10 protein-coding genes and 2 pseudogenes (1 of these 12 running past the window's edge) are annotated in these 12,715 nt (G+C 65.0%); 2 read left to right on the plus strand and 10 right to left on the minus strand.

Annotated features, from left to right (window positions below; translation table 11 throughout):
* The 6 genes and pseudogenes from FOM02_RS15070 to FOM02_RS15100 all read right to left on the minus strand — a co-directional run.
* On the minus strand, nucleotides 1-917 hold the 5' portion of the coding sequence (locus tag FOM02_RS15070) for a TRAP transporter substrate-binding protein (RefSeq protein WP_027562842.1). The gene continues 172 nt to the left of window position 1, outside the view; only the first 917 of its 1,089 coding nucleotides appear in the window; its start codon is at nucleotides 915-917; its stop codon lies off the left edge, out of view.
* A gap of 178 nt (nucleotides 918-1,095) precedes the next feature.
* A pseudogene (locus FOM02_RS15075) lies at nucleotides 1,096-2,408 on the minus strand (NAD(P)H-dependent oxidoreductase).
* Nucleotides 2,409-2,575: 167 nt separating this feature from the next.
* A complete protein-coding gene (locus FOM02_RS15080) occupies nucleotides 2,576-3,376 on the minus strand; it encodes a phytanoyl-CoA dioxygenase family protein (protein ID WP_027562844.1) in 801 nt (266 codons plus the stop codon).
* A 133-nt stretch (nucleotides 3,377-3,509) separates the two neighbouring features.
* Nucleotides 3,510-4,173: pseudogene (locus FOM02_RS46825) on the minus strand (GntR family transcriptional regulator).
* A 196-nt stretch (nucleotides 4,174-4,369) separates the two neighbouring features.
* Nucleotides 4,370-5,617 carry a M20/M25/M40 family metallo-hydrolase gene (locus tag FOM02_RS15095; RefSeq protein WP_027562846.1) on the minus strand — a complete coding sequence of 416 codons (1,248 nt, stop codon included), beginning with the start codon at nucleotides 5,615-5,617 and terminating at the stop codon, nucleotides 4,370-4,372.
* 86 nt (nucleotides 5,618-5,703) lie between these two features.
* A complete protein-coding gene (locus FOM02_RS15100; RefSeq protein ID WP_027562847.1) occupies nucleotides 5,704-6,573 on the minus strand; it encodes a sigma-70 family RNA polymerase sigma factor in 870 nt (289 codons plus the stop codon).
* Between the two features lie 100 nt (nucleotides 6,574-6,673).
* On the opposite strand from FOM02_RS15100, the gene FOM02_RS15105 reads away from it, so the two are divergent.
* A complete protein-coding gene (locus FOM02_RS15105; RefSeq protein WP_035732041.1) occupies nucleotides 6,674-7,132 on the plus strand; it encodes a carboxymuconolactone decarboxylase family protein in 459 nt (152 codons plus the stop codon).
* Nucleotides 7,133-7,278: 146 nt separating this feature from the next.
* On the opposite strand, the gene FOM02_RS15110 is transcribed toward FOM02_RS15105, so the two are convergent.
* Both FOM02_RS15110 and FOM02_RS15115 read right to left on the minus strand, forming a co-directional pair.
* Entirely contained in the window at nucleotides 7,279-8,091 is an 813-nt protein-coding gene (locus tag FOM02_RS15110) for an alpha/beta fold hydrolase (protein WP_027562849.1), read from the minus strand.
* Between the two features lie 2 nt (nucleotides 8,092-8,093).
* On the minus strand, nucleotides 8,094-8,912 hold the full coding sequence (locus FOM02_RS15115) for an alpha/beta fold hydrolase (protein ID WP_027562850.1): 819 nt from the start codon (nucleotides 8,910-8,912) through the stop codon (nucleotides 8,094-8,096).
* A 141-nt stretch (nucleotides 8,913-9,053) separates the two neighbouring features.
* Here FOM02_RS15115 and FOM02_RS15120 point away from each other — a divergent pair, with 141 nt between their 5' ends.
* Nucleotides 9,054-9,596, plus strand: a complete 543-nt coding sequence (locus FOM02_RS15120) for a methylated-DNA--[protein]-cysteine S-methyltransferase (protein ID WP_027562851.1) — start codon at nucleotides 9,054-9,056, stop codon at nucleotides 9,594-9,596.
* A gap of 118 nt (nucleotides 9,597-9,714) precedes the next feature.
* Here FOM02_RS15120 and FOM02_RS15125 read toward each other — a convergent pair whose 3' ends face one another.
* Together FOM02_RS15125 and FOM02_RS15130 are read right to left on the minus strand one after the other, a co-directional pair.
* Nucleotides 9,715-11,259 (minus strand): acyl-CoA synthetase, encoded by a 1,545-nt coding sequence (locus tag FOM02_RS15125; protein WP_027562852.1) that lies wholly within the window; start codon nucleotides 11,257-11,259, stop codon nucleotides 9,715-9,717.
* A gap of 117 nt (nucleotides 11,260-11,376) precedes the next feature.
* Complete coding sequence (locus FOM02_RS15130) at nucleotides 11,377-12,549, minus strand: acetyl-CoA C-acetyltransferase (RefSeq protein ID WP_027562853.1); 1,173 nt, start codon at nucleotides 12,547-12,549, stop codon at nucleotides 11,377-11,379.
* Between the last annotated feature and the right edge of the window lie 166 nt (nucleotides 12,550-12,715).

Genomic DNA, 12,715 nt, shown 5'->3' on the forward strand with positions numbered 1-12,715 from the left:
TCCAGCACCTCCTGCGGGAACGGCTTCAGGATCGCGCCGGCCACCAGCAGGCGCTTCAGCGCCGGCGGATTGACGTAGTCGTATTTGCCGGTGACCCATGTGAAGGTATCGCGTGAGGCGACCTCGATCGCAGCCTGATAGTGCTTCGGCAGCGCGTTCCACTTGTCGATGTTCATGATGTTGTGGCCCTGGCCGGTGCCTTCCCACCAGCCCGGATAATAATAGAACTTCGCCACCTTCACGAAGCCGAGCTTCTCGTCGTCATAGGGGCCGACCCATTCGGCCGCGTCGATCGTGCCCTTCTCCAGCGCCGGATAGATGTCGCCGCCCGCGATCTGCTGCGGCACGCCGCCGACCTTGGCGATGATCGTGCCGGCGAAGCCGCCGACGCGGAATTTCAATCCCTTGAAGTCCTCCATCGACTTGATCTCCTTCCGGAACCAGCCGCCCATCTGGGCGCCGGTCGAGCCGGTCGGAATGCCGATCGTGTTGTATTCCTTCAGGAGGTCGTTGAGCAGCTCCTGTCCGCCGCCGAACAGCAGCCAGGAAATATGCGCCCGCGTGTTCAGTCCGAACGGCAGTGATGTGCCGAAGGTGAAGGCCGGATTCTTGCCCCAGTAGTAATAGAGCGCCGTGTTGCCCATCTCGACGGTGCCGTTGGACACGGCATCCAGCACCTGCAGGCCCGGGACGATCTCGCCGGACGCGAACGGCTGGATCTGGAATTTGTTGTCGGTGACCTCGGCGACGCGCTTGCAGAAATATTCGCAGCCGCCATAGAGCGTATCGAGTGCCTTGGGCCAGCTCGCGGCGAGCCGCCATCTGACTTCCGGCATCGATTGGGCAACTGCTGGTGAGGCAACGGCACTCGCGGCAAGGCCCAATCCGCCTGCCGTGAGGAATTTACGACGTTCCATGCGCTTCCCCTCTCTGTGATGTCGAGTCCTCGACGAGGGATTGCGATCTTGGTGCCGCTTTGTCTTCGCCGGGCAACCGACGTTCTGTCCGAAATCTTGGTTTTCCGGATCCTGGTCAGGATGACCAAAGGGGATACGCAAAGCAAGCGCACTTTGGTCGTGTTTTCGGCATCGACGTTCAATGTTGCGCTGCGAACGCGGCTTCCATCGCCTTTCGAACCTTCACGGTCTCGTTGCTCGCGTCGAACTCGACGTCGCTCCAGCGCACCATCGCGCCATGCGCGACGTCGTGCCTCAGCTTCAGGCGATGGGCGAGGCCGATCGGCAGCGCGCCGGTCTTCAGGCTCGCGGCCGCCGGCACCAGCTTGCCCCACACCGTGTAGCCGCCTTCGCCGTCCAGCATCTCGCCGGCGCGCAAGGGGCGCTTGGCGACCGCCGCGACGTCGCCGCGGAAACCGTAGGGCTGCCCGGTCGGCTCGCCGCGCAGCGCGGCCGACAGGATCGAGATGTTCAGCTCGAGCCCGATCAGATGATAGGGCTTGTACATCGCAGCGAAGCGCCCACTGGCATCGGTCTTCAGGCCGTATTGCTTGAAGCAGTCGGCGGCGTAGTCGTTCGGCGCCTCCAGCACGACGTAGACGCCCCAGCGCAGATCGCGAAACACCGGCCGGCGTCGCGCTCGAGCGACGACACCACCTCCACCACGCCGGAGCGCTCCAGCACGCCACCCTTGTCGCTGGGCCGCATGACATGCGGCAAATCGTCGACGCCGCAGGGCGGAAACAGCAAGCCGCCTGCGGGCACGTCGAGCCCGCAAGCATTCGCAATCGCGGCCATCTCGATCGCCGATTTGGTGCCGTCGAGGAAGGAGTTGAACATCTGCGGGTTCATGCCGGCCGACTGCGCCTCGCCGGCGGTCAGGCCGTAATGCTGCCAGACGCCGTCGGGCGTCACATCGTGGTAGGCCGGCAGATATTTTGTGCCCTTGCCGGCGGCGACGACGCGGAAGCCGGTGGCGCGGGCCCAGTCCACCATCTCCGCCGTCAGCGCCGGCTGGTCGCCATAGGCGAGCGAATAGACCACGCCGGCCTTCCGTGCTTCCTCGGCGAGCAGCGGGCCGGCCAGCACGTCGGCCTCGACGTTGACCATCACGATATGCTTGCCCGCCGCGATCGCCGCGCGCGCATGCTTGATACCGACCGCGGGATTGCCGGTCGCCTCCACCACCACATCCATGGCGCCGCCGGCGATGGCGCGGGCGCCGTCATCGGTGAATACGGTCCTGGCGATGCGCTCGGCGTCCCAGCCGACGGTGCGGCACGACTCGCGAGCGCGCTCGCAGTCGATGTCGACGATGATGGGCACTTCCAGCCCCGGCGTGTGCGGCACCTGGGCGAGGAACATCGAGCCGAACTTGCCGGCACCGATCAGCGCGACACGGACGGGCTTGCCGGCCGACGCGCGGGCCTGGAGGAGACGGAAGAGGTTCATAGGGATGTTTTCCGGTGATACAGAAATTCGTGAACGCGCGGCTCTATCAGCTCGTCATGGCCGGGCTTGACCCGGCCATCCACGTCTTGCTGCAAGTGATCGTGTCGAGACGTGGATGCCCGGGTCAAGCCCGGGCATGACGACCGGAGATGTTGCGCGACCGCGTCTTACTCCGCCGCCTGCCGCGGTGCCCGCGCGAGCCGCACTAGCGCATCATCCTCCACCGTCTTGATCGGCGCAAAGTCGCGATGCGCGATGTACTCCGGCCGCGTCGGTGTGCGGATGTAGTTCGAGACCGCGTTCAGTGTCAGGTACACGATCTTGCGCGGGTAGGGCGTGATGTTGCCGCTCGAGCCATGCACGAGATTGCCGTGGAACATCAGCATGCCGCCGGGCTTGCCGGTGGGGGCGACGATGCCGCCCTGCTTGACGAGGCGCGTCACGGTGTCCTCGTCCAGCGTCCACAGCGGATAGGACGTGGTGGCAAGGTCGTGCGAGGCTTCGAGATCGCCGGCGTTCTGGCTGCGCGGCACAAGCATCAGGGGGCCGTTGATCGGCATCACCTCGTCGAGGAAGATCGCGATGTTCATCGCCCGCGGCTCCGGCATGCCGTCGTCGCGCTTCCAGGTGCCGTAATCCTGGTGCCATTGCCAGACATCGCCGGTGAAAGCGGATTTCGCGTTGATCTTGAACTGGTGCATGTAGACAGGCTCGCCGAACACCTGCTCGACCGGCTCGATCATGCGCGGATGCGCGCCGAGGGTTCTGAACGCCTCGTTGTAGAGATGCGCGGCAAAGGCCGTGCGCGGCGCGCCGCTCTTCTCCCGCCAGACCTCCGGCCGGTTGGCGTCATAGATGCCGACCGCCTCGCGCACGAGCAGATCGACCTCCTCCTGGCTGAACAGCTCGGGCAGGAACAGCCAGCCCTCGCGGTGGAAGAACTCCAATTGCTCCTGAGACAGTTTCATGGGTCGTCCTCCTGTTTTGTTTTTGTCATTCCGGGGCGCGCGAAGCGCGAACCCGGAATCCATTTATTCGCCGTCTATGAGGCCCGATGGATTCCGGGCTCGACGCTACGCGTCGCCCCGGAATGACAGCCGCTTACGCCGCCGCCTCGTCCGTCGCCCTTAATCTCTCCTCAGTCATCCGTCCCGCCGTCTGCGCATGCGCCAGCGCCGCACGCTCGGCAGCCTTCGCCTCGCCTGCGAGAATGTGTTTTGCGATATTGGCATGCTCGGCCCAGGCACTGCCGCGATAGTCGAGCTCCGACAGCACCGTCGCCATCGAACGGCGCATATGCGGCCATTGCGGCGCGATGGTTTCCTCGATCACGGGATTGCCGGCGAGCTGATAGATCGCGCGGTGAAAATCGACATCGAGCGAGATGAGGTCGGCGAGCGAGGTGTTGCGGTCGATGTTCCGTCCGGCGGCGAGCGCTGCGTCCAGCCGTGCGCGTCCCGCCGCGTCGCGCCGCCAGCCGTGCGGCCAGCGCATCGATGGCGCCGCGCACCTCATAGAGCTGGCGGATGCGGGAAGGATCGAGCTGGGTGACTTCAAAGCCGCGCTTGCCGCTCTCGGCAACGAGCCCCTGCCGGTGCAACAGATGCAGCGCATGCGACACCGGCTGGCGCGAGACGCCGAGCTTGTCGGCAAGCTCGTTCTGCCGGATGCGCTGGCCGGGCTGCAGCGTGCGGTCGGAGATCGCCTCCAGGATCCGGGCATAGACCTGGTCGATCAGGTTCGGGAGCGGATCGAGAGGGATCACGCCGGAAGCTCCGAAGCAAAAGGGAATACGGAATTCCGTATTCGAAGGTATAGCGGGAGGGGGAGCGCGTCAAGGTGGCCGCGAGGCCCGCTCAGGTCGCCGTCTTCGACCTAGTTAAATCATTGATATCGCTAGGCGCGCTCTACTGTGCATGGGGTTGTTTTCGAATGCGGGCCCCGGCGAGGCCCGGCCGCTACTACTTCTTGCCCTGTTCGATGAGCATCCGGCTCATCAGGTAAAGCCGCGGCACGATCGAGTTGGTGTCGATGAACTCGTCGCGGGCGTGATAGCCGAAGCCGGCAAGGCCAAAGCTCTCGACCACGACCGCCTTGCCGCTGCGGCTGGCATAGCCGGCATCCGTGCCGCCGCCGGTCATCTCGGCGATGTCGAGCTTGCGGTCGATCTCGGCATAGATCGCCTGTCCCTCCTGAGCCAGCGCACGGCCGCGCTCGCTCGCGACGAAGGGCGGGCGCCCCGCAATGATCGTCACCGTCGTCTCGGTGTCGGGCACGAGCTTGGTCTTCAGCTTCTCGTCAAGCGCCGCCTGCAATTTGGCGACGCCGTCGGGAATGGTGAGGCGGATGTCGGCGCCGGCCTCGGCCTTCTCCGGGATCTGGTTGCGCACGGTGCCCGCCTGCGCCGTGGTCCAGTTCAGCTGCGTGCCCGGGATCGACTTGGCGACGTCCTTTGCCTGCAGCAGTTGATGCGCGAGCTCGATCAGCGCGTTGCGCCCGAGATCGGGCGCGGCACCCGCATGCGAGGCGCGGCCCTTCACTTCCATTTTCGCCGTCGCTGTGCCGCTCGCACCCAGCAGCAGCGCGTCGTTCTTCGCCGGAGGCGACGCCGCCGTTGGCTCGCAGGACAGCACGACGTCATGCTGGTCGGCGAGCTCGGCGATGATCTCGCCCGACCCGATCGAGTCGACTTCTTCATCCGGATTGAACGACACCGTGAGCGTCGCGTAGTCCTTCCAGCCGGCGTCCTTCAGCATCTTGAGCGCATGCAGCACCACGGCGATGCCGCCCTTGTCGTCGGCGATGCCGGGACCGTAGATGCGGTTGCCGTCGACATGGTACGGCTCGCTTGCGAGGATGCCGCGCTGATAGACCGTGTCCATATGCGCGATCAGCATCAGCTTCCGCGTGCCTGATCCCTTGAACGTCGCGATCACCATGTCGGCGCGGGTGCCCGCGGTGGTCTTGCGCCGCTCGGTGCTGGCGCCCAGCGCCTTGAGACGGGCCTCGGTGAAGTCGGCCATCTTCTTCAGGCCTTCGGCATCGCCGCTGCCGCTCTCGGTCATCACCATTTCGCGCAGGGTCTCGATCAGCGGCGCCTTCTCCTGCTCGGCGGCGGCCTTCAGCTTCTCGTCGGCAGCCGCGAGCGCGGTGCTGCTGGCGGCGACGAGGCCGAGCACGGCCAGCATGGAGACGGAGCGGGCTGTCATGAGAGCATCCTTTCGCGTCTTGGGCGTCTGCAATCGCGCGATCGGACGGAAACGTAGCATCCACACCGTCCGGATGCCACGCTGCTCTAGGGCTCCAGCACCTCCACCTCGAGCGCCGCAATCCGCTCCGCATCGGCCAGAGCTTCGATCCCCGCAATACGGTCGCCGCTGAACGTGACGCGTAGTGCGATGCGCAGCTGGCCGTCGAGGATGACGGCCACGCCCATCTCGCCATCGACCAGCGCGGACCGTGCCGCCTGGGCGCGGCCCTTGTAGATCTGCGCGACCGCATCCGCGCCGCGGATCTCGGGCAGCGTGCCGAGCCGCACCGCGGCGTCGTCGGCGCTGAAGACGACGTCGGGATCGAGCACGGCGAGCAGCCCCTCGAAATTGCCCTCGCGCGAAGCCTTGAGAAATGCATCGACGATCCTGCGCTGATGCGACAAGTCCGCCTCGGGCACCGGCGCGCCCTGCACGCGCCGCCGCGCGCGGCTTGCCAGTTGCCGCGAGGCATCGACCGAGCGCCCGACGATCGGCGCGATCTCCTCGAACGGGACTGCGAACATGTCGTGCAGCACGAAGGCGAGCCGCTCCGGTGGCTGCAATGTCTCCAGCACGACCAGCAGTGCCGCGCCGACGGAATCGGCCATCTCCGCCTCGCGCTCCCGCGTCTCGTCGACCGGCTCCGGCACATGCGGGCCCATCGGATCTTCCTTGCGCGACTTGCGTGCGCGCAGCATGTCGAGGCAGATGCGCGCGACCACGGTGGTGAGCCAGCCCCGGAGGTTCGCGATGTCAGATGTGTCGTAGCGGCTGACACGCAGCCAGGCCTCCTGCACGGCGTCGTCGACCTCGCCGCGCGATCCCAGCATGCGGTAGGCGACGGCACGCAGATGGTCCCTGTTGGCCTCGAACTGCCGCACCAGAAAATTGTCTTCGAAGTTTTCTTGGCTCATCGGTCACATTCCCTCATCGCGATCCGTCATGCCCATGACGAAGCCAATCCGGCCGATGTGACCGGAACCTTCGAAATTCGTGAAACGGAGACTCGATATGATGCACGCCCGCATGAATCACCCCGTCATGGTCCTGCCCGAAGCCATGAATGTCTTGCAGTCCCTCGGCAATTTGACCAAGCAGGGCCTGTCGGAAAAGCTCCTGGAACTGGTGCACCTGCGCGCCAGCCAGATCAATGGCTGCAGCGTCTGCGTCGACATGCATCCCAAGATGGCCCGCAAGCTGGGCGAGACCGACGAGCGCCTGTTTGCCGTGTCCGCCTGGCGCGATGCGCCTTATTTCAGCGAGGCCGAGCGCGCCGCGCTGGCGCTGACCGAAGCCGTCACCCGCCTTGCCGATCGCGAGGACCCGGTGCCGGATGCAATCTGGAACGAGGCCGCCAAGCATTTTGACGAGCGCGAGCTGGCTACGCTGATCCTCTCGATCGCGGTCATCAACGTCTGGAACCGGCTGAACGCGACGATCAAGATGCCGGTCGGAGTGTGGAAGGTGGCGTGAGGCACCTTCTTACCCTCTCCCCTTGTGGGAGAGGGTGCCGAGCGAAGCTCGGCGGGTGAGGGGTCTCGCTCTGCAAACTCATATGCGGACAGAGAGCCCTCATCCGGCGCTTCGCGCCACCTTCTCCCACAAGGAAGGGAAGAGAGTTACTCCGCCAGAAACCTGCTCACCACCTCGCCGAACTCCAGCGGCGCCTGCTCGAACATCCAGTGGCCGGCATTGGGAATGATCGCCGTCTTGGCGCCTGCAATATGCTCGGCCAGCACCCGCCACATCACGGACAGGCTCCCCGTGGTCGCACCGCCGCCGATCAGCAGCGTCGGCGTCCTGATCACCTGCGCATCGCTGAGCGTGTAGGGCCGGCGCTGCTCGTTGATCTGGCCGAGGAAGGTCAGCGTGTTGTCGCGCAGCTGCTGTTTGGCGGCCGCCGGCACGCGCCGCCAGGAGCCGTCGCCCTCGATGCCTTCGTAGAAATTCTGCAGCGCGCCCTCGATGTCGCCGGCGCGGATCATCTCGACCGAGCGCACCGTCTTTGCGGCGAGCGGCGGATGCGCCGGCGTGCCTTCCGGCACCGGCAGGCTGGCATCGAGATCGCCGCCCGGCTCGGCCAGCACCAGCTTTCGCAGCAGATCCGGCCGCGCCTGCGCGACACGAAACGCGATGTGGCCGCCGCGCGAATGGCCCATCAGGTCGACCGGTCCGGGCTTGACCTGCTCGATGAACGCGATTGTGTCGGCGACATGCTGCGCCATCTTGTAGTCGTCGCCGATGGCGTCCCAATGCTCCGGAAAGAAATGCCGCAGGCTGACCGAGATCACGCGATGATTCTTCGACAGCGGCCCGAGCACCGAATACCAGGTGCGAAAGTCACCGAGCGTGCCGTGCACGCAGACCAGCGGATGGCCCTCGCCGACTTCGAGATAGGCCATGTCGTAGCCGTTGACGTGAAATGTCTGCATGATCAGCTCGCCAGAAAGTCCAGGACCACTTCGGAGTATTTCTGCGGCGCCTGCTCGAACATCGGATGCGTCGCGTTCGGGATGATCGCCGTCTTGGAATAGGGCGCGTGCGCGGCTAGCGCATGCAGCACTTTTGGCAGCAGGCCCTTGGTCCGCGCGCCCAGGATGAACAGCGTCGGCATTTTGATGGACTCCGCATCCGCCTTCGAGAAGGGCGGGCGATTGTCGCGGACCTGGCCGATCAGGGTGTAGGCATTGTCGCGCAGGTTTTGCTTCACCATGGCTGGCAGCCGCGGCCAGGTGCCGGCGCCTTCCAGCGTATCCACGAAGACGGCGAGCCCGCCGTCGACATCTCCCGCTGCGATCTTTTCGGCAGAGGCCGTGAAGCGCGCCAGCAAAGGCGAGGGCCCGCCGACATAGTCAGGGTCGAGGCTGGCATCGAGCTCGCCGCCGGGCTCGGCCAGGATCAATCGTCGGAGCAGGTCCGGCCGCTGCTGCGCCACGCGGAAGCAGATGTGCCCGCCGCGGGAATGGCCCATCAAATCGACCGGGCCGAGGTCGAGCTTTTCGATGAAGGCGATGACGTCTTGGACATGCTGGGCGATCGAATAGGTCTCGCCGACACCGTCCCAACGATCGGGGAAGAAGTGCCTCAGGCTGACAGCGATCACCCGGTGTCGCTGCGTCAGCGGCCCGAGCACGCAGCCCCAGACGCGGAAGTCATTGAGCGATCCATGAACGCAGACCAGCGGCGCGCGGCCCCTGTCCTCGCCCACGTCCAGATAGGGCATGTCGTATCCGTTGACGTGGAGGCTTTGCATTCTGGGGGCTCGTGAGAAGAGGGCGGAACTCCTGTGCAAGATTCCCGGAAACCGGGTGGATCGCAACTATTTCCAAGCCTAGATTTGAGGACAGATCACAGTGGGGGCATGCGAGAAGGACGCAAGCTCAGGAACCAAGCCATGACCGACCAGCATTTTGCCCTGTTCGATACGAAGATAGGCCTCTGCGCCATCGCCTGGGGCCCGCGCGGCATCAACGGCACACAATTGCCGATGGGCGGCGAGCAGAAGATCCGCACCCGCATCAGCCAGCGCCATCCTGATGCCAGCGAAGCCGAGCCGACCGCCGAGGTGCAGCGGGCGATCGACCGCATCGTCAAGTTGCTCGCGGGCGAGCCCGACGATCTCACCGACATCCCGCTCGATCTCGATGGCGTGCCCGAGTTCAGCCGCGGCGTCTACGAGATCGCCCGCGCCATCCCGCCCGGCAAGACCATCACCTATGGCGACATCGCCAAGCAGCTCGGCGGCGTGCAGCTGTCTCGCGATGTCGGTCAGGCGCTCGGCCGCAACCCTTGCCCGATCGTCGTGCCCTGCCATCGTGTGCTGGCGGCCGGCAACAAGCCCGGCGGCTTCTCGGCGAATGGCGGCGTGGTGACCAAGCTGAAGATGCTCGAGATCGAAGGCGCGCTGGTGAACCACACGCCGAGCCTGTTCGATTGAGTGGGCTTGCGCCGGCGCCGTAGGGTGGGCAAAGCGAAGCGTGCCCACCAAACCGTCTCAACATAGACGGGTCGTGGGCGCGACGCTTTGCGCCTTTGCCCCCCTACGAGATCCCGCCCTAAATCTTCGCCGCCATCTTCGGCCAATACCTGTCGCGCAGGTGCCGCTTCACCAGCTTGCCCGTGGGCGTGCGCGGCAGCTCGGCCTCGAAGTCGATCGAGCGCGGGCACTTGATGGCGGAGAGGCGGCTCTTGCAGTAGGCGATCAGGTCGGCCTCAAGCGCCTTGCCGGCGCGCTTCATGTCGTGCGGCTGCACCACTGCCTTGACCTCTTCGCCCATCTCCTCGTTCGGCACGCCGAACACGGCGACGTCGGCCACCTCCGAGTGGGTGATGAGCACGTCCTCGGTCTCCTGCGGGTAGATGTTCACGCCGCCCGAGATGATCATGTAGGACTTGCGGTCGGTGAGGAACAGAAAACCGTCCTTGTCGAGATAGCCGACGTCGCCGAGCGTCGACCATCCCTTGGCGTTGTAGGCCTTCTTCGTCTTCTCGGGATCGTTGTGATATGTGAACGCCGGCGCGTCGGCGAAATAGACCGTGCCGATCTCGCCAACCGGCTGCTCCTCGTCGTTCTCGTCCAGAATCTTGATCTTGCCGACCACGGCGCGGCCGACGCTGCCGCGATGCTCCAGCCATTGCTGCGAGTTGCAGACGGTGACGCCATTGCCTTCCGAGCCCGCGTAGTACTCGATCAGGATCGGGCCCCACCATTCGATCATCTTTGCTTTCACGTCGACCGGGCAGGGGGCCGCGGCGTGGATCGCGCCCTTCAGCGTCGAGACATTGTATTTGGTGCGAACCTCGTCCGGCAGCTTCAGCATGCGCACGAACATCGTCGGCACCAGCTGGGATTGCGTGACCTCATACTTCTCGACCAGCTTCAAGAATTCTTCGGCATCGAAATGCTCCATGATGATGGAGGTGCCGCCAAGCACGATCGCCATCATGTTGAAGCGCAGGGGAGCCGCGTGATAGAGCGGCGCCGGCGACAGATAAGTGCTCTCCGCGTTCATGCCGCACATGTCGGCGCAGAGCACCCGCAGGAACGCGTTGGGTACGTCGATCGCATTGCCCTCGAAGGCCTTCTTGATGCCCTTCGGGCGGCCGGTGGTGCCCGACGAATACAGCATGTCGTAGCCGGCGACTTCGTCCGCGATCGGCGTGGTCGGCTGCGCGGCCGCTTCCTTGTCGTAGGAGCGGAAGCCGGGCAGCGGCTCATCCACCATGAAGAAGATCGGCTCGCCCGGAGCGCCCTTGACCAGATCCCTGATCTGGTCGGCACATTTCGGCGTGGTGATCACGACCTTGGCGCCGCAATCCCCGATGATGTAGTCGATCTCGTCCTGCTTCAGGTAACGGCTGATCGCGGTGTAATAGAGCCCGCTCCGCTGCGCCGCCCAGCAGATCTCCATGAACGCCAACCGGTTTTCCATCAGCAGTGCGATGTGGTCGCCGGCCTTGAGGCCGAGCGAGCGGAACAACTGCGCGCCCTGGTTCGAGAGCTCGTCGAGCTCGCGATAGGTGATCGCCTTGCCCGTCCCGGCCATCCGGTAGGCGATCTTGTCGGGCGTGGCACGGGCGTAGACGGAGGGGTGGGTCATGGCGTTTCCTCAAAACGCGAATGGCGAGTAGCGAGTGGCGAATAGGGAAGAAGGGCAAACCGCTCTTCGCCTACTCACCATTCGCTACTCGCCACTCACTACTCGCTTTTGTTTTTCTTACAGCCGCTCCACGATCGTCACGTTGGCCATGCCGCCGCCTTCGCACATGGTCTGCAGGCCGTAGCGCTTGCCGCGCTGGTGCAGGGCGTGGACCAGCGTCGTCATCAGCTTGGTGCCGGAGCCGCCGAGCGGGTGGCCGAGCGCGATGGCGCCGCCGTTGACGTTGAGGCGAGCCGGATCGGCGGCGGTGGTCTTGAGCCAGCCGGTCGGCACCGAAGCGAAGGCCTCGTTGACCTCAAACAGGTCGATGTCGTCGACCTTCATGCCGGCCTTTTCCAGCGCCTTCTTGGTGGCGTGCAGGGGAGCGTCGAGCATGATGACGGGGTCGCCGCCGGTCATGGTCATGTGGTGGATGCGCGCCAGCGGCTTCACGCCGAGCTGCTTGAGGCCGCGCTCGTTGACGACCATGACGCCGGAGGCGCCGTCGCAGATCTGGCTGGCGCTGGCCGCGGTGAGCTTGCCGTTCTCGGCGATCAGCTTGACGCCCTTGATGCCTTCGAGCGTGGCATCGAAGCGGATGCCTTCGTCGATATGATGGGTATCCTTGCTGCCGTCGGCGCGAGTGATCTCGAGCGGCACGATCTCCTTCTTGAAGTGGCCGGCTTGCGTCGCTGCGATCGCGCGCTGATGGCTGTTGAAAGAGTATTCGTCGAGATCATCCTTCGACAGGCCGTACTTCTCGGCCATCATCTCGGCGCCGGTGAACTGGCTGAACACGATGTTCGGATACTTCGCCTCGATGCCCGGGCTCTTGTAATGGCCAAAACCGTTCTTGGCGGCGAGCTGCGAGGACAGGCCCATGGGCACGCGCGTCATCGATTCCACGCCGGCCGCAATCACCACGTCCATCGTTCCGGACATCACGGCCTGGGCCGCAAAGTGCAGCGCCTGCTGCGAGGAGCCGCACTGACGGTCGATCGAAGTTCCCGGCACGCTCTCCGGCAGCTTCGACGCCATGATCGCGTTGCGCGCAACGTTGTTGGACTGCTCGCCGACCTGCATGACGCAGCCCATGATCACGTCCTCGACCAGCGCGGGATCGACCTTGGTGCGATCGACCAGCTCGTCCAGCACCTTGGCGGCGAGATCGGCCGGATGCCAGCCGGCGAGGCGGCCCCCCTTGCGCCCGCCCGCGGTACGCGCGGCGGCGACGATGTAAGCCTCGGCCATGTCGGTCTCTCCCTGGATTCTTCTTGGATGGGTTTGGTTGTCGGGGGCGGATTTAAGGGGCGGGATATCGTTTAGTCAATCGATCAATTAACTCTTGTGATGAGGCGCTGCATCGGCTTATCTGCGGCCGCTTCAAGCGCCGAGAACAGGGATCTCCGTGACTACC

The sequence above is a fragment of the Bradyrhizobium sp. SEMIA genome, from assembly GCF_014844175.1.
Taxonomy (GTDB): Bacteria; Pseudomonadota; Alphaproteobacteria; order Rhizobiales; family Xanthobacteraceae; genus Bradyrhizobium; species Bradyrhizobium arachidis.

Bases quoted from the DNA above. Each gene is read 5' to 3' on its own strand.
- FOM02_RS15105 (WP_035732041.1), top strand. From the start codon at position 6,674: ATGCACGCCCGCATGAATCACCCCGTCATGGTCCTGCCCGAAGCCATG.
- FOM02_RS15130 (WP_027562853.1), bottom strand. From the start codon at position 12,549: ATGGCCGAGGCTTACATCGTCGCCGCCGCGCGTACCGCGGGCGGGCGC.
- FOM02_RS15095 (WP_027562846.1), bottom strand. From the start codon at position 5,617: ATGACAGCCCGCTCCGTCTCCATGCTGGCCGTGCTCGGCCTCGTCGCC.
- FOM02_RS15120 (WP_027562851.1), top strand. From the start codon at position 9,054: ATGACCGACCAGCATTTTGCCCTGTTCGATACGAAGATAGGCCTCTGC.
- FOM02_RS15100 (WP_027562847.1), bottom strand. From the start codon at position 6,573: ATGAGCCAAGAAAACTTCGAAGACAATTTTCTGGTGCGGCAGTTCGAG.
- FOM02_RS15110 (WP_027562849.1), bottom strand. From the start codon at position 8,091: ATGCAGACATTTCACGTCAACGGCTACGACATGGCCTATCTCGAAGTC.
- FOM02_RS15125 (WP_027562852.1), bottom strand. From the start codon at position 11,259: ATGACCCACCCCTCCGTCTACGCCCGTGCCACGCCCGACAAGATCGCC.
- FOM02_RS15115 (WP_027562850.1), bottom strand. From the start codon at position 8,912: ATGCAAAGCCTCCACGTCAACGGATACGACATGCCCTATCTGGACGTG.
- FOM02_RS15080 (WP_027562844.1), bottom strand. From the start codon at position 3,376: ATGAAACTGTCTCAGGAGCAATTGGAGTTCTTCCACCGCGAGGGCTGG.